General features: G+C 70.4%; 24 protein-coding genes and 1 pseudogene. 12 read left to right on the forward strand and 13 right to left on the reverse strand.

Features of this window, described 5'->3' with window-relative positions:
* The first annotated feature begins 60 nt into the window (after positions 1–60).
* Positions 61–822: an alpha/beta fold hydrolase gene (locus ACZ5CW_RS34990; RefSeq protein ID WP_468608682.1), complete on the forward strand. Its 762-nt coding sequence runs from the start codon at positions 61–63 to the stop codon at positions 820–822.
* Between the two features lie 62 nt (positions 823–884).
* Here ACZ5CW_RS34990 and ACZ5CW_RS34995 read toward each other — a convergent pair whose 3' ends face one another.
* Positions 885–1,847 carry a LysR family transcriptional regulator gene (locus ACZ5CW_RS34995; RefSeq protein ID WP_468608684.1) on the reverse strand — a complete coding sequence of 321 codons (963 nt, stop codon included), beginning with the start codon at positions 1,845–1,847 and terminating at the stop codon, positions 885–887.
* A gap of 62 nt (positions 1,848–1,909) precedes the next feature.
* Between ACZ5CW_RS34995 and ACZ5CW_RS35000 the strand changes: the two genes are divergently transcribed.
* From ACZ5CW_RS35000 to ACZ5CW_RS35030, 7 genes and pseudogenes are all read left to right on the forward strand, one after another.
* Positions 1,910–3,208, forward strand: a complete 1,299-nt coding sequence (locus ACZ5CW_RS35000) for an MFS transporter (RefSeq protein ID WP_468608686.1) — start codon at positions 1,910–1,912, stop codon at positions 3,206–3,208.
* 69 nt (positions 3,209–3,277) lie between these two features.
* Entirely contained in the window at positions 3,278–3,478 is a 201-nt protein-coding gene (locus ACZ5CW_RS35005) for a hypothetical protein (protein ID WP_468608688.1), read from the forward strand.
* 35 nt (positions 3,479–3,513) lie between these two features.
* Positions 3,514–4,260: pseudogene (locus tag ACZ5CW_RS35010) on the forward strand (tyrosinase family protein).
* A 147-nt stretch (positions 4,261–4,407) separates the two neighbouring features.
* Positions 4,408–5,850, forward strand: coding sequence for a condensation domain-containing protein (locus ACZ5CW_RS35015; protein ID WP_468608690.1), 1,443 nt, complete (start codon positions 4,408–4,410; stop codon positions 5,848–5,850).
* Positions 5,851–6,082: 232 nt separating this feature from the next.
* Positions 6,083–6,328 (forward strand): hypothetical protein, encoded by a 246-nt coding sequence (locus ACZ5CW_RS35020; protein ID WP_468608692.1) that lies wholly within the window; start codon positions 6,083–6,085, stop codon positions 6,326–6,328.
* A 7-nt stretch (positions 6,329–6,335) separates the two neighbouring features.
* On the forward strand, positions 6,336–6,677 hold the full coding sequence (locus ACZ5CW_RS35025; protein ID WP_468608694.1) for a hypothetical protein: 342 nt from the start codon (positions 6,336–6,338) through the stop codon (positions 6,675–6,677).
* Positions 6,678–6,841: 164 nt separating this feature from the next.
* Complete coding sequence (locus ACZ5CW_RS35030) at positions 6,842–7,183, forward strand: hypothetical protein (protein WP_468608696.1); 342 nt, start codon at positions 6,842–6,844, stop codon at positions 7,181–7,183.
* A gap of 127 nt (positions 7,184–7,310) precedes the next feature.
* Here the strand turns inward: ACZ5CW_RS35030 and ACZ5CW_RS35035 are convergent, their stop codons facing one another.
* From ACZ5CW_RS35035 to ACZ5CW_RS35045, 3 genes are all read right to left on the reverse strand, one after another.
* The gene (locus tag ACZ5CW_RS35035; RefSeq protein WP_468608698.1) at positions 7,311–7,610 is read right to left on the reverse strand and encodes a hypothetical protein; all 300 of its coding nucleotides are present in this window, start codon (positions 7,608–7,610) and stop codon (positions 7,311–7,313) included.
* 221 nt (positions 7,611–7,831) lie between these two features.
* Positions 7,832–8,119 (reverse strand): hypothetical protein, encoded by a 288-nt coding sequence (locus ACZ5CW_RS35040; RefSeq protein ID WP_468608700.1) that lies wholly within the window; start codon positions 8,117–8,119, stop codon positions 7,832–7,834.
* Positions 8,120–8,332: 213 nt separating this feature from the next.
* Positions 8,333–8,869, reverse strand: a complete 537-nt coding sequence (locus ACZ5CW_RS35045) for a hypothetical protein (RefSeq protein ID WP_468608702.1) — start codon at positions 8,867–8,869, stop codon at positions 8,333–8,335.
* 827 nt (positions 8,870–9,696) lie between these two features.
* Here ACZ5CW_RS35045 and ACZ5CW_RS35050 point away from each other — a divergent pair.
* Together ACZ5CW_RS35050 and ACZ5CW_RS35055 are read left to right on the forward strand one after the other, a co-directional pair.
* A complete protein-coding gene (locus ACZ5CW_RS35050; protein ID WP_468608704.1) occupies positions 9,697–10,098 on the forward strand; it encodes a hypothetical protein in 402 nt (133 codons plus the stop codon).
* A gap of 74 nt (positions 10,099–10,172) precedes the next feature.
* Complete coding sequence (locus ACZ5CW_RS35055) at positions 10,173–10,448, forward strand: hypothetical protein (protein WP_468608706.1); 276 nt, start codon at positions 10,173–10,175, stop codon at positions 10,446–10,448.
* A 224-nt stretch (positions 10,449–10,672) separates the two neighbouring features.
* On the opposite strand, the gene ACZ5CW_RS35060 is transcribed toward ACZ5CW_RS35055, so the two are convergent.
* Positions 10,673–11,344, reverse strand: coding sequence for a chaplin (locus ACZ5CW_RS35060; protein WP_468608708.1), 672 nt, complete (start codon positions 11,342–11,344; stop codon positions 10,673–10,675).
* A 312-nt stretch (positions 11,345–11,656) separates the two neighbouring features.
* On the opposite strand from ACZ5CW_RS35060, the gene ACZ5CW_RS35065 reads away from it, so the two are divergent.
* Complete coding sequence (locus ACZ5CW_RS35065) at positions 11,657–12,670, forward strand: sigma-70 family RNA polymerase sigma factor (RefSeq protein WP_468608710.1); 1,014 nt, start codon at positions 11,657–11,659, stop codon at positions 12,668–12,670.
* Here ACZ5CW_RS35065 and ACZ5CW_RS35070 read toward each other — a convergent pair.
* Entirely contained in the window at positions 12,554–12,940 is a 387-nt protein-coding gene (locus ACZ5CW_RS35070) for an STAS domain-containing protein (protein WP_468608854.1), read from the reverse strand. The genes ACZ5CW_RS35065 and ACZ5CW_RS35070 overlap by 117 nt on opposite strands.
* A 116-nt stretch (positions 12,941–13,056) precedes the next feature.
* Between ACZ5CW_RS35070 and ACZ5CW_RS35075 the strand changes: the two genes are divergently transcribed.
* Positions 13,057–13,977 (forward strand): AEC family transporter, encoded by a 921-nt coding sequence (locus tag ACZ5CW_RS35075; protein WP_468608712.1) that lies wholly within the window; start codon positions 13,057–13,059, stop codon positions 13,975–13,977.
* 102 nt (positions 13,978–14,079) lie between these two features.
* Here ACZ5CW_RS35075 and ACZ5CW_RS35080 read toward each other — a convergent pair whose 3' ends face one another.
* From ACZ5CW_RS35080 to ACZ5CW_RS35110, 7 genes are all read right to left on the reverse strand, one after another.
* On the reverse strand, positions 14,080–15,357 hold the full coding sequence (locus ACZ5CW_RS35080; RefSeq protein ID WP_468608714.1) for a thymidine phosphorylase: 1,278 nt from the start codon (positions 15,355–15,357) through the stop codon (positions 14,080–14,082).
* Positions 15,358–15,429: 72 nt separating this feature from the next.
* A complete protein-coding gene (locus tag ACZ5CW_RS35085; protein ID WP_468608716.1) occupies positions 15,430–15,837 on the reverse strand; it encodes a cytidine deaminase in 408 nt (135 codons plus the stop codon).
* Positions 15,834–17,120, reverse strand: coding sequence for an ABC transporter permease (locus tag ACZ5CW_RS35090; RefSeq protein WP_468608718.1), 1,287 nt, complete (start codon positions 17,118–17,120; stop codon positions 15,834–15,836). The genes ACZ5CW_RS35085 and ACZ5CW_RS35090 overlap by 4 nt, the downstream gene beginning before the upstream one ends.
* Positions 17,120–18,247: an ABC transporter permease gene (locus ACZ5CW_RS35095; RefSeq protein ID WP_468608720.1), complete on the reverse strand. Its 1,128-nt coding sequence runs from the start codon at positions 18,245–18,247 to the stop codon at positions 17,120–17,122. Before ACZ5CW_RS35095 ends, ACZ5CW_RS35090 begins: the two co-directional genes overlap by 1 nt.
* Positions 18,244–19,770, reverse strand: a complete 1,527-nt coding sequence (locus tag ACZ5CW_RS35100; protein ID WP_468608856.1) for an ABC transporter ATP-binding protein — start codon at positions 19,768–19,770, stop codon at positions 18,244–18,246. Before ACZ5CW_RS35100 ends, ACZ5CW_RS35095 begins: the two co-directional genes overlap by 4 nt.
* Before the next feature lie 199 nt (positions 19,771–19,969).
* Positions 19,970–21,028 carry a BMP family lipoprotein gene (locus tag ACZ5CW_RS35105; RefSeq protein ID WP_468608722.1) on the reverse strand — a complete coding sequence of 353 codons (1,059 nt, stop codon included), beginning with the start codon at positions 21,026–21,028 and terminating at the stop codon, positions 19,970–19,972.
* A gap of 280 nt (positions 21,029–21,308) precedes the next feature.
* On the reverse strand, positions 21,309–22,544 hold the full coding sequence (locus ACZ5CW_RS35110; protein WP_468608724.1) for an amidohydrolase: 1,236 nt from the start codon (positions 22,542–22,544) through the stop codon (positions 21,309–21,311).
* Between the last annotated feature and the right edge of the window lie 30 nt (positions 22,545–22,574).

Consider the following 22,574-nt stretch of genomic DNA (forward strand, 5'->3'; position numbering starts at 1 on the left):
TACGCAACGGTGACCGCACGTACGGGTTTGGTACACCGCGCCTTCTGACACTGTTCTGTCATGGGACAGCAAGCGACGCCGGTGCGAACGGCCAGGCTGGGAAAGGCAGTCGGCCCGGAGCCGACGGCGGTCGGCGGAGCGGTGCTGCTGCTCCCCGGCGGTGAGGAGGTCTCCGCCCGCAGGCCGTCCCCCCTGTGGGCGACGGCCTTCGTTCGCTCCCTGAGCCGCCGCATCGCCCGCGCGGGCCGCGAGGAGGGACTGGCCGTCCACACCGTGCAGTACCGCTACCGGGGCTGGAACGGCAGCGAGGCGCATCTCGCGGCGGACGCGGAGTGGGCGGCCGACGAGGTCGTCCGACGGTACGGCGACGTCCCCGTGTGTCTGGTCGGCGTGGACATGGGCGGCCGGGCGGCGCTGCGCGCGGGCGGCCACGAAGCGGTGAACTCCGTCGTCGCGCTGGCTCCCTGGCTGCCGGAGGAGGACGTCGCCGCTCCCGCCGAGCCGGTGAAGCAGCTGGTGGGGCGCCGGGTGCTGATCGTGCACGGCACGAACGACGAACGGACCGATCCCGAGCTGTCGTTCCGGTTCGCCGCGCGGGCGAAGAAGGCGAACCGGGAGGTGTGCCGGTTCGAGGTGCACTCCGACGGACACGGGCTGCACGGGCATCGCGACGAGGTGTGCTGCCTCGCCCTGGACTTCGCGATGGGGGCGTTGTTCGGCTGCCCGGTCTCCCGGCCGGTGGAGGACGCGCTGGCGGCTCCCCCGCCCATCGGGCTCCGGATGCCGCTGGCCGCGGGGTTCGGCAGGTCGTTGAGGCGGTAGGGGTGGGGACTGCCGTCTGCCGAGCGCGGGGGGCGTGGCCGGTCCGCGGGTGCCCGTGCCTGTCAGGCCGGCAGCAGGTTGCCCCTCCTGGAGAGCAGGAACTTCTTGAAGGCGGCCACCGGTGGGGTGTCCGGGCGGTCGGCCAGCCAGGCGACGCCGATCTCCCGCGCCGCCCTGGGAGCCGTCACCGCCAGCTCCGCCACCCCCGGGCGCGGGACCGTCGGGGGAGGCAGCAGAGCGACCCCCAGACCCGCCGCCACCAGACCCCTCAGGGTCTCCGCCTCCTCGCCCTCGAAGGCGATGCGCGGCTTGAACCCGGCCTCCCGGCACAAGGCGTCGGTGATGCGGCGCAGGCCGTAACCCGGCTCCAGGGTGACGAAGGTTTCCTCGGCGGCCTCGGCCAGCCGGATGCGCCGGCGGGCCGCCAGAGGGTGGTCGGCGGGCACCACCAGGCGCAGTTTCTGCTCGTCCAGACGGCGGGCGACCAGGTCGGGCGCATCGGGCACCGGAGAGGTGAGGCAGAGATCCAGCTCGCCCGCCCGCAGCCCCTCCAGCATCGCCTCGCCGTAGTTCTGGACCAGGCTGAAGCGCACGCGCGGATGGTCCGCGCGGAAGGCGTGCAGCAGGCCCGGTACGGTCTCCGCGCCCATGGTGTGCAGGAAACCGAAGGCGACCTTGCCGGTGGCCGGGTCGGCGTCCGCGCGGACCTCCTCGACGGCGCGCCGGATCTCGGCGAGGGCGCGCTCGACCGAGGCGAAGAAGGTGCGGCCGGCGGTGGTCAGGGACACCGTGCGGCCGTGGCGGGCGAACAGGTCGACGCCGAGGTCCTGCTCCAGGCGGGTCATCGCGCGGGACAGGGTGGACTGGGGGACGTTCATCTCCAGGGCGGCCCGGGTGACGTGCTCGGTACGGGCCACGCCGGCGAAGTAGGCGAGGCGGGGAGCGAGCAGCCTCGACATCTCTGACATGTCTTCTGTGTCACCGGACGGTGACAGTCGCGTCTGTGACCTCTGCTGATGCGCCATGGGAACGATTATGGCGATTCCATGCATTGGACGGATGAGAGGCCCGTACCTACGGTCGAAGCATGTCTCCCGCCAGTACCGGGGCGTCCGCCACCGTGGACGCCGTCACGCCCGCCCCCTCCTCCGACTCCCGCATGACGCCGGGCGGCCCCGGCTACCGCCGGATGAGCTTCGCCCTCTTCCTCGCCGGAGTCGCGACCTTCGCCCTGCTGTACTCCACCCAGGCCCTGCTGCCGTTGATCTCCGCAGAGTTCGGGGTCGCGGCGAGCGAGGCCAGCTGGACCGTGGCGGCCGCGACCGGCGGTCTGGCCCTGTTCGTCCTGCCCATGAGTGCCCTGTCGGAGCGCTTCGGGCGCCGTACGGTGATGACGGCCTCGCTGGCCGTCGCGGTCACGGTCGGGATGCTGGTGCCCTTCGCGCCGTCGATCGGCGCGCTGGTCGTGCTGCGGGCGGTGCAGGGTGCGGCGCTCGCCGGCCTGCCCGCCTCGGCGACGGCCTACCTGGCCGAGGAGGTCCGGCCGAAGGCGCTGGTCACGGCGATCGGCCTGTTCGTCGCGGGCAACAGCGTCGGCGGCATGAGCGGCCGGGTGATCACCGGCTGGGTGGCCCAGGAGTGGGGGTGGCGGGTCTCGGTGGGCGTGATCGGCGCGGTCGCGGTCGCGTGTGCGGTGGCCTTCCGGCTGCTGCTGCCGGCGCCGAAGCACTTCAAGGAGGGCTCGCTGCGCCCGCGCGTGCTGCTCGGCACGGTCCGCGACCACCTCTCCGACCCGCTGCTGCGCCGCCTGTACGCGATCGGCGCCCTGTTCATGACCGTCTTCGGCGGCGTCTACACGGTGATCGGCTACCGCCTGACCGAGCAGCCGTTCGGGCTGCCGCAGGGCATCGTGGGCTCGATCTTCCTGGTGTACCTGGTGGGCACGGTGTCGGCGTCCACGGCGGGCCGTCTGGTGGGCCGCCTCGGCCGCCGGGGCGCGCTCTACCTGGCGGGGGGTACGACCGCGACGGGTCTGCTCCTGTCACTGACCTCCTCGCTCCCCCTGGTCCTGCTGGGCCTGGTGCTGATCACGGCCGGCTTCTTCGCCGGGCACGCGGTCGCCTCCTCGGCCGTCAGCAAGACGGCCACGCACGGCCGCGCCCAGGCCTCGGCGCTCTACCAGTCCGCGTACTACATCGGCTCCAGCGCCGGCAGCACGGTCGGCGCGACGGCCTTCCACGCGGGCGGCTGGACCGGCACCGTCGGCGTCGGACTCCTCGCGGTCCTCGGCGTCGTGACGATCACGGTCCTCGGTTCGCGGGCGGCGCGGGTGACGGCCCGCCAAAACCCCGAGCAGCCGGCGCTCCGTGCCACCTGCAAGGCGTGATCCGCCACGCCGGGGTACAAGCACCCCGGAACTGCCGAACCGATCGCGTCGAGTCTCGTTGATCACTTCATGAACAAGACGATCCAGACCGCGGTGGTCGCCGTGGCAGCAGGCTTGATGTTGTCCGCCTCCCCCGCTCAGGCGGGGACACTCGCGAACGGCGAAGCGGCCCGCGACACGGGCACGGACCCGAACCCACTCGGAAATCTGGTCCAGACGGGCCCCGTCACGGTACCGGACACCCTCATCGCACTGCTGCCGATTGAGTGAAGGCCGCCGTACCCCCGACCGCAGGAGGGGCGAGGGTGACGTACCCGCGTAAGAACGTCAACCAGCTGACTCTCACCGAGCGGCGACGCTTCGTGAGTGCCCTGCTGGAGGTCAAACGCCGTGGGGAGTACGACGAACTCGTACGCCTGCACATCCAGTACAACGTCCCGGACGGCGAACGCCGCTTGCGCGTCGCTCACATGGCGCCCTCCTTCCTGCCCTGGCACCGCAAGCTCCTGCTGGAGCTGGAGGGGGCGCTGCGCCGGGTGGACGCGTCGGTGACGGTGCCGTACTGGGACTGGACCCGTGACCGCGCGGCGGACTCGCTGCCGTGGACCGACGACCTGCTCGGCGGCGACGGCCGGCCCTCGGACCGGCAGGTGATGACCGGCCCGTTCGCCTATGCGGCGGGCCACTGGAAGATCACCGTCGGGGTGACCGACGTGCCGTACCTCACCCGTGCTCTCGGCCGCGCCGGCGATCCGATCCAGCTGCCGACCGAGGGGGAGCTGGAGTGGGCACTGGCATAGCCGGTCGGTGGCGTGATGGTCGGCGCGGCCTCCGTCAACGACCCCGTCTTCTGGCTGCACCACGCCTTCGTCGACCTTCAGTGGACCCGCTGGCAGCAGCGGCACCCCGGCCTGCGCTACCTCCCTGCCGTGCCGCTCGGCCCGGGTGACGCCCAGCACGGCCGAGTCGCGGCCCGGCACGAGAAGCTGCCGCCGTGGGACCTGACGCCGGACGAACTGGAGGACGTGAGCGGCATCTACCGGTACGAGTGAAGCCGGGTTCGCGGGAACCGACGCGATGGGTCGCTCGGCAGTTCGAGACATCACACGTCCCGCTGAAAACACGGCGACACAGCAGACACCGCTCGCGCACGGCTCCAGGTTGATCAAGCCTGTGTCTTCTGCGAAGGAGACGCCACTTTGCGAATTTCTGACATTCAGCGCTGCGAGGTCCGGCCCGGACGGCTTGTCGAGTGGACGTTCAGCCCGGCGACCGTCGCGACCGCAGCGGTGCTGCCGACGGATCCGAGGCCGCCGGCATACATCCAAGAGTCGCACATCAGAACGGCGCGGTCGGTGCGCGAGGACGGACTGTTCGTACCGACCTGGCTCGGTACGGCGTTCGACCTGCCGGGCCGGGCCGACCTCGACGCGCTGGAAGAGGCGCTGCGCCGCTGGACGTTGCGCCACGAGACACTCCGCAGCGGGTTCCGGTGGGCCGGCGAGGAGATGCACCGGTTCACCCTCGACGAGGACGACGTGACGCTCCACCGCGAGGTGGTCGGCGACTTCGCCGACGCAGAGGTGCTGGTCCGATACATGCAGGACCGTTTCGACGTCGCGGCGGACGCGCTCGGCTGGCCCAATCTCATTTATGCGGCGGTCGTCCGCGACGACTCCACCAGCGTGTACCTGGCCTTCGACCACACCAACGTCGACGCCTACTCCCTGCAGCGCATCCCGGACGAGATCCACGACCTCTACACCGCACGCGTCACAGGGCGGCCCGACATCGGTGCGCCCGTCCACAGTTACGTCGACTTCTGCGAGCAGGAACGGGCGAACGCGGACGCCATCGACGACACCCACACGATCGTCACGCGCTGGCGTGAGTTCATCGGCCGGTGCGACGGACGGCTTCCGGCGTTCCCCGTCGATCTGGGCCTGCGACCCGGTGACGCCCTGCCCGCCCAGAAGCTGCTGCGCGAGCCTCTCGTCGACGCCGACGCGGCCGCCGCGTTCGAGGCGTACTGCCGGCCCTACGGCGGCAGCCTGGTGGGTGTGCTGGCCGCGACCAGCCTGATCGTCCATGAACTCGGCGGGCAACCGGTCTACCGCACGGTCGTGCCGTTCCACACCCGGCTGAAGTCCGCGTGGTCGGACTCCGTCGGCTGGTATGTCGGCGGCGCACCGATCGAAGTGCCCGCGGCGCGGGACTTCGACGGCGCACTCGCCTCGGTCCGCGCCGAGCTTCAGGCCACCCGGTCGCTGGCACGCATTCCGCTGGCCCGGGTACTGCGTCTGCTCGGTGAGGACTTCCGCCCCACGTCGCCCGACCTGTACTCGATCGTCTCGTACGTGGACGCCCGTCTCATCCCCGGCTCCGCCCGCTGGGCCGAGCAGAAGGCATACGGGCTGCTCCGGGTGTCGTACGGCGATCAGGTGTGCGCCTGGGTCAACCGGCTGCACGAGGGACTGTGGCTCGCCTGTCGCTACCCGGACACCGACGTCGCCTACAAGAACGTGCGGCTGTACATCGAAGGGCTCCGGGACTTGATCGTCTCCGTGCCCGCGCTCAATCGCTTCCCGGCCGTGCAGCGGACATCGCCGTCGGACAAATTCCGCTCGGGTCACCCGTGTTGACGCGACACCTCACCGTTCCTGACGCGCGCTCGCCACGCGCAGCGGTACTCGTCGAACGACAAACCACCGCTCTGCCAGGCCAATTGGCGACCACGAGTGGCTGCCCGGTCCCATGTTCCCCCCAGGACACGTTTGACCGGCCTGGAACGCCACATATCGCTACTGCTAGTGTTCATGCCGTCACTCTAGGCAATTAGCCTTCATGCACAGGCAATGGAGAACCGAGGGTTCCATGCGCAAGTTTCAGCAGGTCGTGTTCGCAGCGGCAGTGGCGGCGGGCGGCCTGTCCGCCATCGGCGCCGGCACCGCCTCCGCCGACACCTACGACAACGGACCGCTGGTGTCCGACATCTACCGCCCCTACCAGGAGTGCAGCCCGCAGTCGGTGTCGAAGAACGACATCCCGGTCGGAGTGATCGGCATCGGCCAGACCACGGGCACCACCTGCGACCAGTACAACAACGCCTTCACCGGCTGAGGGTCACATGTTCAGCAGGAAGAAGATCGCGGTCATCTCGGGGCTCGTCGGCGGCCTCGCCGTGGCGTCCACCGGCCTCGCCCAGGCGTACGCCGCAGGAGGCCCGGGGACCTGCACGCGCGACCTGGCGGGAAACATCACCTGCAGCCAGCACATCGAAGGCGAGATCCCCGAGGACGGGTTCATCCCGCATCAGGAGACGTGCATGCCGACGCAGCCCCAGACGCCGCCCTCCGCCACGGGCAACGGCTCGACACGGTCCGGACCCAGGGTGACCTGTGGTCGCACGACGCCCGAAGTGCCGGACACGGCTGCCGACATGCAGGAATCACCCTTCCTACTCCCCTGATGCGACATGAGGGTGCCGATCCTGAATCACTACATGATGTGCGTATATTCTCACACTAAGTAGTCAACCTCGACACAGGATCACATCTCGGGACCTTCTCGGCCCGGGTGACGCCGGTCAACGACACGGGCGCACCCGGGCCTTCACGCAAAGGAACGCAGCACATGCTCTCTTCACAGAAGACCGCCACCGTCGCGACACTCGTCGCAGGTCTCGCCGCCCTCTGCATCGGCGCCGGACACGCGTACGCCGAGGGGAAACCGGGCGCCTGCCACACCACCGAGCAGGGTGGCACCGTCTGCATCCACAAGAGCGAGACGCACATCGACGAGGACGGCATGCGTGTCGTCGAGCAGGAACAGGACTGCTCGACGAAGGACCGGTCGCGCGTGGACTTTCAGGAGGACCGCATGCAGGGAGGTGAATTCCGGGACGGGCCGGTGGTCGACTGCTCCAACACGATCAAACTGCCCGAGGGATTCAAGAAGCCGCACATCGAATTCTGATCGGTCACGCAAATGCCGGACCGGGGACGTTCCCGGTCCGGCATTTCGTTCTGGAGAGGCAGCCTTCCGAAGAAGGGGGTTCCCCCGGTATGCCGGGCGGAGCCGGGCACACCGGGGAACGCGGCTGTTAGTCGCCGATGGTGTTGTCGCAGCCCATGTCGGAGCCCTGGGACGTCTGCTGCGCCCCCGGGCTGCCCTCGCCGTTCAGCAGGTTGCCGCCCAGCCCGTTGGCGATGCCGACCTCGCCGAGGACGTCGACGTTGGCGTCGTGTGACCGGCAGTTGCTGGTCTGCACGATGTTGAAGCCGCTGTGCCCCTTGCCCTTGTCCTTGCCCCAGCCCTGGTCGGCGTGAGCGGCGCCGGCACCCAGAAGCCCGACGCTCGTGAATGCGGCCAGCAGGACGGCGGTCGTGCGGAGCTTACGCATGTCATCTCCGAAGAAGTGAGGTGGTTGCGATCCATGAGAGATCGACTTTGGGGAAATGGTGAAGTCTGCAACGGCGGCCGGCGCTGAGGACCTGTCACTTCCAGGAACGCGCCTCGCCGCGTCGGGAAACAGCTGGTGTACGTCGATGGTCCCGGCGCCCTGCCTGAGGCTCGGCGCGCCGGGACCATTCATCGTCCGGCGTCTCTGCGACGGAAGGGGCGTCAGAACGCGCTGTTGTTGCAGCCCATCTCGGAGCCCTGCTCGGTCGCCTGGGCGCCCGGGTTGCCTTCGCCGTTGAGGGCGTTGCCCAGCACGCCGTCGAGCAGGCCGACCTCGCCGAGGACGTCGACGTTCAGGTCGTGCGACTTGCAGTTCGAGGTCTGCGTGATGGTGAACTTGCCGCCGTGGTCGCCGCCCTTGCCGCCCTGGTCGGCGTGGGCCGTGCCGCCCACGAGTCCGATGCTGCCGATCGCGGCGACCAGCACGGCAACGTTGCGAAGCTTGCGCATTTCATCTCCGGTGAGTGAGTGGGTGCGATCTGTGGAAGATCGACTTTTTACAGTTACAGGAGATTAGTAGGAAATACCCCAAAACGGACAGCGACGCGCCGAGTTCGTGCGCACACCGATGAAGCACCCGAAAGCCGTATCGCCGGCGAAGGGACCGGCGCGCTCGCTCAGAGAGGTCCGTGTTGGGCGTCGCCGCCCGGCCGTCCGGCCGCCCTACCGCACGCTGGCGAACGAGTTCGACTGGCTGGTGGCCTGGGTGCTGGCCTGGGTGCAGGCGACGCCCTGGGTCTGGGACGCGGCGAGCAGGGCGATCGGGACATTCGCGTCGAGCACGGACTGCGGGCTGCATTCCTGGTACGGACGGAACACGTTGGCCTGCCCCACCGGAACTCCCTGCTGCGCCTGCTGCGTCTGCGGCGCCTGCTGCGCCTGCGGGGCCTGGGAAGAGATCTGCGGGCTGATCTGCGGGTTCAGCTGCGGGTTGACCTGCGGGGCGACCTGAGTGGCCCGCTGCGGGGCCGCCTGCTGGGCCGCCTGCTGGGTCGGCTGCTGGGGAGCCGGCGAGCCGTAAGTCGCCGCGGCGGCCTGAGTGTTGGCCGCCGCGGCGGCCTGGGCGTCCGGCTGCGAAACGGGAGGCGGCACAGCTCCGCCGACCGTGGCGGGGACGACGGCGGAGCTGGGGCCGGCGCCGACGCCGGTCAGGCCGCCGGCGGCTGCGACGACGAGCGCGACCTTGTGAAGCTTGCGCATGAAATCCTCGGCTCTTCAATTGACCTGTGCACGGAACCTGACGAAATAGCTGATGGGGCAGCGCAGTTGTCACTGCTCCCGCTGCCCCGTGCGGCTGCGATGGACCATCGTTCTCGCCCCGTGGGGAACGAAACGGGCACGGACCCGATACGGGTGCGGGAACGTGGTCACCCATTTGCCGCAAGGGTCCGGGCCACGGCACCCGCGTCGGCAGGGCGGCAAATGGGTGAAGGGCTTTCGCGTGCCGTGACCACGGCGACGGAATCCTCGTTCCACCAGGGAGAGGGCAGCGACCGCGGACCGTCAAGGGGTGAGGGATCTCGCTGCCGGCTCCGACGCGACGTCCGTGTGCTCCTCGCGATGACCGTCCCGGACGGTGCGGTGCGAATGACGCACCGACTGCACGCGTGACCGAACTGAACGCAATGGGTTCCCATTTCAGGTATTGAAGGACCGAGGGTTTCATGCGCAAGCTTCACAAGGCCGCGCTCGTCGTCGCAGCGGCCAGTGGTCTGACCGGCATGGCCGCCGCCGGCAGCCATGCCCACGCCGCTGTCAACCAAGACGGTGCCATTCCGGCATCAGCTCCGGATCAGCAGGCCGCTCCGGTCGCCGCACCGGCGTCTGCCCCCCAGCCGGCTCCGGTCGCAGCCCCGGCGCCTGCTCCCCAACCGGCGCCGCAGCCGGCTCCGGTCGCCGCTCCGGCGCCTGCCCCCCAGCCGGCTCCGGTCGCAGCCCCGGCACCTGCTCCGCAGCCGGCCCCGCAGGCCGCTCCGGTCGCAGCCCCGGCACCTGCCCCCCAGCAAGCTCCGCAGGCCGCTCCGGTCATGGCGCCGGCACCGCAGCAGACCGGCTACGCCGCCGCCTCTGCCGCGTCGCAGGGAACGGCCCAGGCCACCAACGCGCCGGGCCTTCCGCTGGCCGCTCCTGCGCAGCCGCTGCAGGCCGCCGCTCCGCTGGCCGCCCCCGCGCAACCGGCTCAGGTCATGCCGCAGGTCGTGCCTCAGGTCATGCCGCAGGTCGCCCCGCAGGTGGCGGCACCGCAGACATTCGTCCCGGAGCCCCCGATGCTTGTCACGCCGCAGGTGAACCCGCAGGTCAACCCGCAGGTGAACCCCCTCCTCAACCCGACGATCACGCCCGCGAGCGCACCGACTCTGGCTCCGGTCGGCCTCGGACAGCTCGCGGCGCCCCCCGTCGGCCAACTGGGACTTCCCCGGCTCGGCTGACGGCCGTCCCGTAAGGGACCGCAGTCCTCACTGGGCATGTTGTCGATTCCATCCATTCCATCAGCGGAGAACCCATGCGCACGTTCCAGAAGGTAGTTCTCGTGAGCGCCGTCCTCGGCAGCGTCGGCTCCTTCGGCGGTGGCACCGCCTTCGCCCACGGCGAGCCGGGCCACGACATCGACATCACGCAGGGCGTCGAGTGCCGCTCGCACGACATGAACATCGAGGTGATCGGCAGCGTCGGTGCCCTCACCGGCCTGGCAGGCAATCTGCTGAACGGTGAAGGCAACCCGGGTGCGCAGAAGAGCCACCTCGGTTCCGACATGGGCTGCAACAACCAGGCACTCTGAACGACCTGCGCAGTCATACCGCTCCCGTCCGGCCCGCATTCCCTTCGGGTTCGGACCGGGGCGAGGGTCACGGGCCCCAAGACGTGTCATGACGTCCTGGGGCCCGGACTGCTGGGAAGGCACTCTTTTCACGACGCCGCGCCCGAGAGGTCGTGCGCTGTGGTCTCCCGGCAGGCCGACCAGGCCCCATCGGGCACGCCCGATGGGGCCTTACGGCGTCCGGTTCAGTAGCTGCGGACCGGGCGGAAACGGCGGTACAGGGTCGCGCCCGTCAGGAGGAACACGGCGCTTCCGACGACAACGGAGGCCGTGAGGTCCGCTCCGGTGTGGGCCAGCGTGGGGGTCGCCGCGGTGTACGAACGGGGCCGGGACCGGGTGGGGGCCGCGGGCTTCGGGGCCGCGGTGTGCCGGACGACGTCCGGATGGTCGCTGTGACCGTTGACCGACTTGTTGCCGAAGACCGGATTGCCCACGCCGACCACATTGACGCTGTTCCCGGTGACGTTCACCGGCAGATGGACGGGGACCTGCACACTGTTGCCCGAGATCAGCCCGGGCGAGTCGGTGACGCGGCCGTCGGCGGACGCCCCGCCGGACGCGGTCGATCCGTCGCTGTCCTTCGCACCCTCGGCCTTCGCCGACCCCGTGTTCGCGCACGCGTTGCCCGCGGCAGGGTTGAGCAGCCCCACGACGTCCAGCGTGTTGCCGCAGATGTTCACCGGCACGGACACCGGAATCTGGATGTTGTTGCCGGAGGCCACGCCGGGCGAGCCGGCCGCCGTACCGTGGGCGTCGGCCCCGTCGGCTGCGAAGACGGCGGACGCGGGGAACGCCACTGCCATCGCGCCGGAGGCGGCGGCGACGGCGATCACACGGTTTCGGGTAGCCCGTCTCATAGGTTCACTGCCTTCCTTGCTTCCATGCGGGCACACACCCGCACTCTTAAAAACGCCGGCGAACCGACAGAGTTATGGCGTGGGGGCCTCCAGTCGCCGTGGTGGAGGTACGGCTGCGGCGCGTTCGGTCCGCCGGCCGGCCGGCCGACTTGCGGCAGTCACCGGTACCGGTCCTGTACATGTCCGTACGGCGACCGGCCCGAACTGCGCATTTTTCGCACTCCGCGGGCCGTTGTCAGTGGGCTGCGGTAGCTTCCCGAGTGCTGGGGCGCGAAGGCGCGTGAACAGGACGGCCACAGGGGTGGGTGGACGATGGGCGACAGCACGGCGACGGCGGATCTCGACGTCGCACTGGAGAAACACCGGACCGAGCTGACCGGGTACTGCTACCGGATGCTCGGTTCCTCCTTCGAAGCCGAGGACGCGGTGCAGGACACCCTGGTGCGGGCCTGGCGGAGCTACGAGAAGTTCGAGGGCCGTTCCTCCCTGCGCTCATGGCTGTACCGGATCGCGACGAACGTGTGCCTGGACATGCTGACGGCGGGCAACAAGCGGGCCCGGCCGATGGACCTGACCGACTCCACGCCGCTCGCCCAGGCGGCGCTCTCCCCCCGCCCGGACCACACCTGGCTGGAGCCGATGCCGGACGCGCGCGTGCTGCCGACGGTGGACGACCCGGCGGAGGCCGCGGTGGCCAAGGAGTCGATCCGGCTCGCTTTCATGGCGGCCCTGCAGCAGCTGCCGCCCAAGCAGCGGGCGGTGCTGATCCTGCGCGAGGTGCTGGCCTGGAAGGCGAGCGAGGTCGCCGAACTGCTGGACACCACGGTCGCCTCGGTCAACAGCGCGCTGCAACGGGCCCGGGCCACCCTCGCCGAGCGTGAGGCCGCGGCCGGCGAGGGCGCGGTGTCCGACCCGCTGGACGAGGAGCAGCAGAAGCTCCTGGAGCGGTACGTCAAGGCGTTCGAGGGCTACGACATGACGGCGCTGACGGCGTTGCTCCACGAGGACGCCATCATGACCATGCCGCCGTTCGACCTGTGGCTGCGCGGCCCGGCGGACATCACCGGCTTCATGACCACCCTCGGCGCCTCCTGCGCCGGCTCCCGCCTGCTGCCGGTCCAGGCCAACGGCCTGCCCGGTTTCGCGCACTACAAGCCGGACCCGGACACCGGCGGGTTCAGCCCGTGGGCGGTGCAGGTGCTGGAGCTGTCAGAGGGCCGGATCACCGGTTTCCACTGCTTCCTCGACACCAAGCGCTGGTTCCCCCTGTTCGGCCTGCCCCTCCACCTGGAAGCGGAGACCGACGAGGTCGAGCAGGGCGAATAGCGCCGGATCCGGGTCGCGCAGCCGTATCCGCCCGCCGGCCCGGCGGGCGGCCAGCGCCAGCCGGGCCAGCAGGTCCACGGCCGCGAGCCCCGGGGGCCCGAGCCCGCCCACGTCACAGACGACGACCTGGGCCCCACCGGCCTCCAGCAGCGCCCGCACATCGGCACACAGCCCCGGCACCTGGTCACGGCTGACGGGGCCGGGCAGCACGAGCACAGCGGGGGTCTTGGCAGTCACGTGCGGTAGACCCTCGAGGCGGCCGGAACTCATCGCGGGCGACCGTTTCCGCCCCGGTCCCTGCCCGTACCGCGCCGCGGCCGGGGTGCCGCCGAGGCCGTCGAAGATCACATTGACCGGTTGCCCTCCTCCGCCGGAGGGTTGGTTCCGTGGCGGGGGTACTGAGCGGGTTCGCGGTGATCGCGGTCGTCATCGGGGTGGGCTATGTGCTCGGGCGGCGCGGGACGCTCGGCCCCCAGGGCGGTGAGGTGCTGACGAGGCTGGCTTTCACCGTGGCCGGCCCCGCGCTGCTCTTCACGACCCTCGCCCGGGCCGACCTCTCGGTCCTGTTCTCCAGCCGTCTGCTGGTGACGGCGCTGAGCACGGCGGCGGTCGCCGGGGCCTTCGTGACGGTCGGCGCGCTGCGGCGCTGGGGGGTGGGCCGCACGACGATCGGCGCCCTGTGCTCCGGCTACGTCAACTCGGGCAACCTCGGGATCCCGATCGCCGCGTACGTGCTGGGCGACGCCTCCCTGGTGGCGCCGGTGCTGCTGTTCCAGGTCGTGCTGGTGACCCCGGTCGCCCTCACCGTCCTGGATCTGTCCGGCACGGGCGAGAAGGGCCCGGTGTGGCGGCGCCTGCTGACCCCGTTGCGGAACCCGATAGCGGTCGGCTCGCTGTCCGGGGTCGTGGTGTCGGCGGCGGGCTGGACGGTTCCCGGTCCGGTCATGGACCCGCTCACTCTGATCGGCCACATGTCCGTCCCGGCGGCCCTGCTGGCCTTCGGCATGGCGTTGCACGGCAGCGCGGCGCCCGGCCGGGGCCGCGACCGCAAACCGGTCCTGCTGTCGGTGGCGTTGAAGTCGGTGGGTCAGCCGCTGGTGGCCTGGGCCCTGGCGACGACGGTCTTCGGCCTGCACGGCGCACCCCTGCTGGACGTGGTGGTGACCTCGGCCCTCCCGGCCGCGCAGAACCTCTTCACCTACGCCAGCCGCTACCGGGTGGCGGAGTCCCTGGCCCGCGAATCGATCCTGCTGTCGACGGTGGTCTCGGTGCCGGTGCTGGTGGGGGTGGCGGCGGTACTGGGGTGACGCCGGGTCGGTCGGCGGCGAACTCGCCGGCGCCGGCCGTCGCAGGGAACGGGACCGGCGGCGGTGCACCGGTCCCGTTCACCCGAGTGAGAGATCCCCTGGTCAGGCGATACGTTCCAGCACCACCGGGGTCGCCGTGAAGGCCGTACCCGGCGCCGCGATGTCGTACGAACCCTCCACCGCCTGCAGCGCGTACTCGAAGCGCTCGGGGGTGTCGGTGTGCAGGGTCAGCAGGGGCTGGCCCGCCGTCACCGTGTCGCCCGGCTTGGCGTGCATCTCCACGCCCGCGCCGGCCTGCACCGGGTCCTCCTTGCGCGCGCGGCCGGCGCCGAGGCGCCAGGCGGCGACACCGATGTCGTAGGCGTCGAGGCGGGTCAGGACACCGGAGGACGGGGCCTTGACGACGTGCTGCTCCTTCGACGTGGGCAGCTCCGCGTCCGGGTCGCCGCCCTGTGCCGCGATCATCCGGCGCCAGACGTCCATCGCGGAGCCGTCGGCCAGCGCCTTCGCGGGGTCGGCGTCCTTGATGCCGGCCGCGTCGAGCATCTCGCGGGCCAGGGCGATCGTCAGCTCGACGACGTCCGCGGGGCCGCCGCCCGCGAGGACCTCGACCGACTCGCGGACCTCGAGCGCGTTGCCCGCCGTGAGACCGAGGGGGGTGGACATGTCCGTGAGGAGCGCGACCGTCTTCACGCCGTGGTCGGTGCCGAGGCCGACCATCGTGGACGCCAGCTCGCGGGCGTCGTCCAGCGTCTTCATGAAGGCGCCCGTGCCGACCTTCACGTCCAGCACGAGGGAGCCGGTGCCCTCGGCGATCTTCTTCGACATGATCGAGGAGGCGATCAGGGGGATCGCCTCGACCGTGCCGGTGACGTCCCGGAGGGCGTACAGCTTCTTGTCCGCGGGAGCCAGGCCGTCGCCCGCCGCGCAGATCACCGCGCCCGTGGTGTCGAGGACGTGCAGCATCTCCTCGTTGGAGAGCAGGGCCCGCCAGCCGGGGATCGACTCCAGTTTGTCCAGGGTGCCGCCGGTGTGGCCGAGGCCCCGGCCGGAGAGCTGGGGCACGGCGGCACCGCAGGCCGCCACCAGCGGCGCCAGGGGCAGCGTGATCTTGTCGCCGACGCCGCCCGTGGAGTGCTTGTCGGCCGTCGGACGGGACAGCGCCGAGAACTCCATGCGCTCGCCGGAGGCGATCATGGCCGCCGTCCAGCGGGCGATCTCACGGCGGTTCATGCCGTTGAGCAGGATCGCCATGTTGAGCGCGGCCATCTGGTAGTCGGCGACCTCGCCGCGGGTGTACGCGTCGATGACCCAGTCGATCTGCTCGTCGGTCAGCTCACCGCGGTCCCGCTTGGTGCGGATGACGGAGATGGCGTCCATGGCTGATGGCTTCCTTCCGGGAGGTGCGAAGTGCACGGCCCCCCTGAGCGGGTCAGGGGGGCCGTACGGGAGTTACTTGGTGAGATGGTCCGGGCCGAAGGCCTGGGGCAGCATCTCGGAGAGCCGGAGGACGCCCGCGGGGGTGTCCAGCAGCAGGTCGGGCCCGCCGAACTCGTACAGCAGCTGGCGGCAGCGGCCGCACGGGACCAGCAGCGCGCCCTCGCCGTCCACACAGGTGAAGTGCGTCAGGCGGCCGCCACCGGTGCGCTGCAGCTGGGAGACCAGCCCGCACTCGGCGCACAGGCCGAGCCCGTACGAGGCGTTCTCGACGTTGCAGCCGGTGACCGTGCGCCCGTCGTCGACCAGGGCCGCCGCGCCGACCGGGTACCCCGAGTAGGGGGCGTAGGCGTGGGACATGGCCTCCCGCGCCTCGGCGCGCAGCGCCTCCCAGTCGAAGCCGTCGGCCGGGGCCGCCGTCACTTGCCCTGGCCCTTGCGGTACCGCATGCCGTCCGCCTTCGGCATGCGCAGGCGCTGCGCGGACAGCGACAGCACGAGCAGCGTGACGACGTACGGGGTGGCGCCCACGAAGTCGCTCGGGACCTCGTCGGTGAACAGGTACCAGACCAGGACGAGGGCAGCCGTCATGAGGCTGATCCCGCCCTGCCAGTGGGCCTTGCGGTACATCTTCCAGCCGGCCAGCAGCGCGAGCAGGACGACCAGCAGGAGGAGCAGGGCGTGGACCGTGACGCCGCCGTTGCGCAGCTGCAGCGCGTCGGAGTAACCGAACAGGCCCGCGCCCATCGCCAGGCCGCCGGGGCGCCAGTTGCCGAAGATCATGGCCGCGAGGCCGATGTAGCCGCGGCCTCCGGTCTGGCCCTCGAGGTAGGTGTGGGAGGTGACCAGCGCGAGGAAGGCGCCGGCGAGGCCGGCGAGGCCGCCGGAGACGGCCACGGCCACGTACTTGTACCGGTAGACGTTGACGCCGAGCGACTCCGCGGCGGTCGGGTTCTCACCGCAGGAGCGCAGCCGCAGACCGAACGCGGTGCGCCACAGCACCCACCAGCTGCCGACGAACAGCAGCACGGCGAGGATCGTCACCACGGACAGGTTGGTGAGCAGGCCGCCGATGATGCCGGCGAGGTCGGAGACCAGGAACCAGTGGTGCTTCTCGATCGACGCGAGGCCGTCCGAGAGGCCGGGGAAGGTGACGTGCGGCAGCGAGTCCGCGGGCGGGGACTGCTTGGGGTTGCCGCCCGCCGCCGACGCCTCGCCGTCGGCGAAGAACAGCTTGGCGAGGTACTGGGTGGTGCCGAGCGCGAGCAGGTTGACCGCGACACCGGAGACGATGTGGTCGACACCGAAGGTGATGGTGGCGACTGCGTGCACCAGGCCGCCGAGGACACCGAAGCCGATACCGCACACCAGGCCGAGCCAGGGGCTGGACTGCCAGCCGATCCAGCCGGCGCCGAAGGTGCCGAGGATCATCATGCCTTCGAGGCCGATGTTGACCACACCGGCCCGCTCCGACCACAGGCCGGCGAGGCCGGCGAGGCCGATCGGGACGGCGAGGCCGAGCGCGGCGGCGACCTGCCCTGCGGAGTCGAGCTGGTTGGCGTCGGTGATGACGCGGACCGCGGACAGCAGCAGCAGCGCGCCCGCGACGATCATGAGAACCATGCCGAAGGAGCGCCCGGAGCGCTGCGGCGCGCCCGCCGCCTTGGGGGCCGCCGGGGGCGGCGCGTCGGTCATCGTGGCAGTCATCACGCCACCTCCTGCTTCTTCGTCGCGGCGGCGGCCTGGGCGGCGAGTTCCGCGCCGACCTTCTGCTGCTGGCGCTTCATGCCGTAGCGGCGTACGACCTCGTAGGCAATGACGACGCACAGGACGATGACGCCCTGGATGACGCCGAGGATTTCCTTGTCGTAGCCCTGGAACTCCAGGTGGTTGGTGGTGCGCTCCAAAAAGCCCCACAGCAGGGCGCCGAGCGCGATCCCGATCGGGTTGTTGCGGCCGAGCAGCGCGATGGCGATACCCGTGAAGCCGATGCCCGCCGGGAAGTCGTTGCTGAACTGGTGGCTGTCGTTGAGCAGGGTCGGCATGCCGATCAGGCCGGCCACCGCACCCGAGATGATCATGCTGGTGGCGATCATCTTCTTCACCGACACGCCGCTCGCGGCGGCCGCGCTCTCGGACTGGCCGACGGTACGCAGGTCGAAGCCGAAGCGGGTGCGGCCGAGCACGAACCAGTACGCGACGCCGATGAGGACGGCGATGACGATGAAGCCCCACAGCACACCGGCCGGGCCGGTGTCGAAGCTGAAGAAGTACGAGGACGACGGCAGCGGCTTGGTGGAGACGAGGGTGCCCGCCTGGTCCAGCTGGCCGAGCTTCCCGGGCTGCAGCAGGTAGGCGATGATCGCGGTGGCGATCGAGTTCAGCATGATCGTCGAGATGACCTCGCTGACGCCCCGGGTCACCTTGAGGATGCCGGCGATGGCCGCCCACAGGGCGCCGGTCGCCATGGCGCAGACGAGGATCAGCGGGATGGCGATCCAGCCGGGCACGGTGAGCGCCCCGCCGAGGACGGCGGCGATGAACGCGGCGAGCCGGTACTGGCCGTCGACACCGATGTTGAACAGGTTCATGCGGAAGCCGATGGCCACCGCGACACCCGCCAGGTAGTACGTCGTCGCCTTGTTCAGGATGTAGACCTGGCTGTCGCTGGCGAAGCCGTACGTGACCATGTCACTGAAGGCGTCACCGGGGTTCTTGCCGGTCGCGAGGATCACCAGGGCGGTGACGACGAGCGCGGCGACGACCGCCAGCAGCGGCGCCGCGATCCCGAGGAGCAGCCGCTCCTTGTCGATCCGTGAGGTCAGCTTCTTCATCGCTCGTCGTCCTCTGTGTGCTCCAGGTGGCCGGTGGCCGCACCCGTCATGGCGGAGCCCAGCTCTTCGGGGGTGATCGTGGCGGGGTCGGCGTCGGCGACCAGGCGGCCGCGGTACATCACCCGCAGGGTGTCGGAGAGCCCGATCAGCTCGTCCAGGTCGGCGGAGATCAGCAGCACGGCCAGGCCCTCGCGGCGGGCCTCGCGGATGTAGTCCCAGATGGCTGCCTGGGCGCCGACGTCCACACCGCGGGTGGGGTGGGCGGCGATGAGCAGCTTGGGGTTGTGGCTCATCTCGCGGCCGACGATCAGCTTCTGCTGGTTGCCGCCGGACAGCGAGGCGGCGGTGACGTCGATACCGGGGGTGCGCACGTCGTAGGCCTCGACGATGCGCTGGGTGTCGGCGCGGGCCGCCTTGGGGTCGAGCAGTCCGCCGCGCGAGTTGGGCCTCTCGGTGACGTGACCGAGGATGCGGTTCTCCCACAGCGGTGCTTCCAGGAGCAGGCCGTGGCGGTGGCGGTCCTCGGGGATGTAGCCGATGCCGGACTCGCGGCGGTCGCGGGTCGGGGCGTGGGAGATGTCGGTGCCGTCGAGGGTGACGACGCCGGCGTCCGGGTGGCGCATGCCCATGATCGCCTCGACCAGCTCGGACTGGCCGTTGCCCTCCACACCGGCGATGCCGAGGACCTCGCCCTTGTGGATGGTGAAGGAGACCTCGTCCAGGATGATCCGCTCGACGCCGTCGAGGTCGGTCTGCGCCAGGTGCAGGCCGGCCAGCTCCAGCATCGGGACGTCCGTGACGGTGGACTCCTCGGTCTCCGGCGTGGGCAGCTCGCTGCCGACCATCAGCTCGGCGAGTTGCTTGGGGGTGGTGCCCCGCGGCTCGACCGTGCCGACGGTGGTGCCGCGCCGGATGACGGTGATCTCGTCGGCGACGGACAGCACCTCGCCCAGCTTGTGGGAGATGAAGATGACGGTGAGGCCCTCGGCCTTCAGTTCGCGCAGGTTGTCGAAGAGCGCGTCGACCTCCTGCGGCACCAGGACGGCGGTGGGCTCGTCCAGGATGAGGGTCTTGGCACCGCGGTAGAGGACCTTGAGGATCTCCACGCGCTGGCGGTCGGCGACACCCAGCTCCTCGACGAGGACGTCGGGCCGGATGTTCAGGCTGTACGCGTCGGAGATCTCCTTGATCTTCGCGCGGGCCTTGCCCCCGATGCCGTACATCTTCTCCGCGCCGAGGACGACGTTCTCGAGGACGGTGAGGTTGTCGGCGAGCATGAAGTGCTGGTGCACCATGCCGATGCCGCGGGCGATGGCGTCGCCGGGGTTGTGGAAGACGACCTGCTCGCCGCCGACCGTGATGGTGCCCTCGTCCGGCTGCTGCATGCCGTAGAGGATCTTCATCAGGGTGGACTTGCCGGCACCGTTCTCGCCGCACAGGGCGTGGACGGTACCGGTGCGGACCGTGATGTCGATGTCGCGGTTGGCGACGACGCCGGGGAAACGCTTGGTGATGCCGCGCAGTTCGACGGCAGCGGGAGGGCTGGACGCGTTGATGGCGCACTCTCCTCGGGGAAAGGGGCTGCGGGGAGGGGGCAGGCGTCGGCGACGCTAGCGCGGCAACTCCGCGCTACACGCGTAGAGTTGACACATTGTTATGGCTCGGCGGGGGGCTCCGGGAGGCGCCCCCGCGCCGAGCCTGGGTCCGGCGGGACCCGTCAGGTCACGGGGTGGTCTTGACCTTGACCGAGCCGTCGACGATCTTCTGCTTCGCCGCGTCCAGCTTGGCCTTGATGTCGTCGATGAAGCCACCGCTGGTGGACAGCGAGACACCGTTCTTCTCGAGCGAGTAGGTGTTGGTGCCGGTCAGCGCCTTGCCGTCGTGGACGGACTTCACGAAGTCGTAGACACCGACGTCGACGTTCTTGACCATCGAGGTCAGGATCGCGTTCTTGTACTTGGCCAGACCCGGGATGTTGTACTGGTCCGAGTCCACGCCGATGGCCCAGGCGCCCTTCTTGCCCGCCACGGCCTCGATCGCGCCGTTGCCGGAGGAGCCGGCCGCCGAGTAGACGACGTCGGCGCCGTTGTCCAGCATGCCCTGCGCGGCTTCCTTGCCCTTGTCGGGGCTGGCGAAGCCGGAGGTGTCCGAGCCGTGGGACAGGTACTGGGTGTCGACCTTGATCTTCGGGTTGGTGTCCTTGACGCCCTGGACGTAGCCCGCCTCGAACTTCTTGATCAGCGGGACGTCGACACCGCCGATGAAGCCGACGTGCTTCGACTTGGACTTCAGCGCGGCGGCGACACCGGCCAGGTAGGAGCCCTGCTCCTCGGTGAAGGTGATGCTGTCGACGTTCTTGGCGTCCACGACCGAGTCGACGATGCCGAAGTTGGTCTTCGGGTACTTCGCGGCGACCTTGGTCATGGAGGCGGCGTACGCGTAGCCGACACCGATGATCGGGTTGTAGCCGGCGTCGGCCAGGTCCGACAGGCGCTGCTCACGGTCGGCCTCGGTGTCCGAGGTCTTCGCGGTCAGCTCCTTGATCTCACCGCCGAACTCGCTCTTGGCCTTGTCGGCACCGCGCGCGGCGGAGTCGTTGAAGGAACGGTCACCACGGCCGCCGACATCGAAGGCGAGGCCGATCTTGACGCCCTTGCCGCCACCCGAGGAGGAGGACGGGCTGGACTCGTTGTCGGAGGACGTGCTGCCACAGGCAGTGGCAGTCACGGCGAGAGCTGCGGTCGCGATACACGCAGCGGAAAGCTTGGCTACCCGGCGCACGGGAAGGCTCCTTCACCTGACCTGAGCGCCTGTCGGCGCTTGATGTGAGCACCTTGTCAGCGCTCCAGCCGGGACGCCCCTTCGGCGTCGGCTTCGCGGCATCGTAACGCGCGTAGATGTCGCAAAAAACCCTCTCGCGAAGCCGTTATCGATTCGAGGCAAACAGCATCTGAACTCGGGCTCTCGGCCCTCTCATGGCGTTGTTGCGCACCGTGCACGATTGGCTTACGAGGGTGTTGCGCCGGACAGCCGAGCGGCCCCCGCGGGGGCCGCTGCCCCCTCAGCCCTGCACGGCGTTCGGCTCCAGGAAGGCCGCCGCGGTGAACATCTCCACCCCGACCGTGATCGCGTGCTCGTCGGCGTCGAAGTCGCCCTGGTGCAGGTCGCGCACCGTGCGCTCGCCGGGCCGGCGCACCCCGAGCCGGGCCATCGCGCCGGGCACGTGCTCCTGGTACCAGGAGAAGTCCTCGCCGCCGAGGCTCTGCTCGGTGCTCTCGACGGAGTCCCGGCCGCGGCGGGCGGTCATCGCCCTGCGCAGCAGCTCGGTGGACTCGCGGTCGTTGACGACGGGCGGTACGCCCCGGACGTAGTTGATCTCCGACTTGGCCCGGTGCAGGGTGGCGACCTCGTCGATCGCCGCGTGCACGATGTCGGGGGCCTCCCGCCAGGCCTCCAGGTCCAGGCAGCGCACCGTCCCGGACAGCTCCGCGTGCTGCGGGATCACGTTCGGGGCGTGGCCCGACTCGATCCGGCCCCAGGTGAGGGCGAGGCCGGCCCGGGTGTCGACGCGACGGGCGATCAGCGCGGGCACGTCGACGGCGACGCGGGCGGCGGCGGTGACCAGGTCGGTGGTCAGATGCGGCCGGGCGGTGTGCCCGCCGGGCCCGTCCAGGGCGATCTCCAGCCGGTCGCAGGCGCTGGTGATCGCCCCGTGCCGCAGCCCGACCTTCCCGGCGTCGACCCGCGGATCGCAGTGCACGGCGAGGATCCGCCCCACGCCGTCCAGCGCACCGTCCTCGATGGCGTCCAGGGCGCCGCCGGGCAGCACCTCCTCGGCGGGCTGGAAGACCAGCCGCACCGGCCGGGACAGCAGGCCCTTGGCGTGCAGGTCGGCGAGGACGAGCCCGGCCCCGAGCACGACGGTCGTGTGCACATCGTGACCGCACGCGTGCGCCCGGTCCGGGACCGTGGACCGGTAGGGGCAGTCGGTCTTGGTGTCCGGGATGGGCAGGGCGTCGATGTCCGCACGCAGCGCCAGCAGCGGTACGGCCGACCGCTCGCCCTCGGCCAGGCCGATGTCACAGAGGAGTCCGGTTCCGGTGCTGAGGACACGGGGCCGCAGCCCCGCCCGCTCCAGCCGCTCCTTGATCGCGGCGGTCGTACGGAACTCCTGATTGCCCAGCTCGGGGTGCATGTGCAAGTCGCGACGGAAGGCGACGAGTTCGGCGTGCAGGGACTCGCTCAGCACGCCGGGGAGCACATCCCCCGGGAGGCCGGCCTCGGACTCTAGGGACATCAATTGCTTCACCCTCTGAAGGGTAGGACG

The organism is Streptomyces sp. NPDC031379, assembly GCF_055569615.1.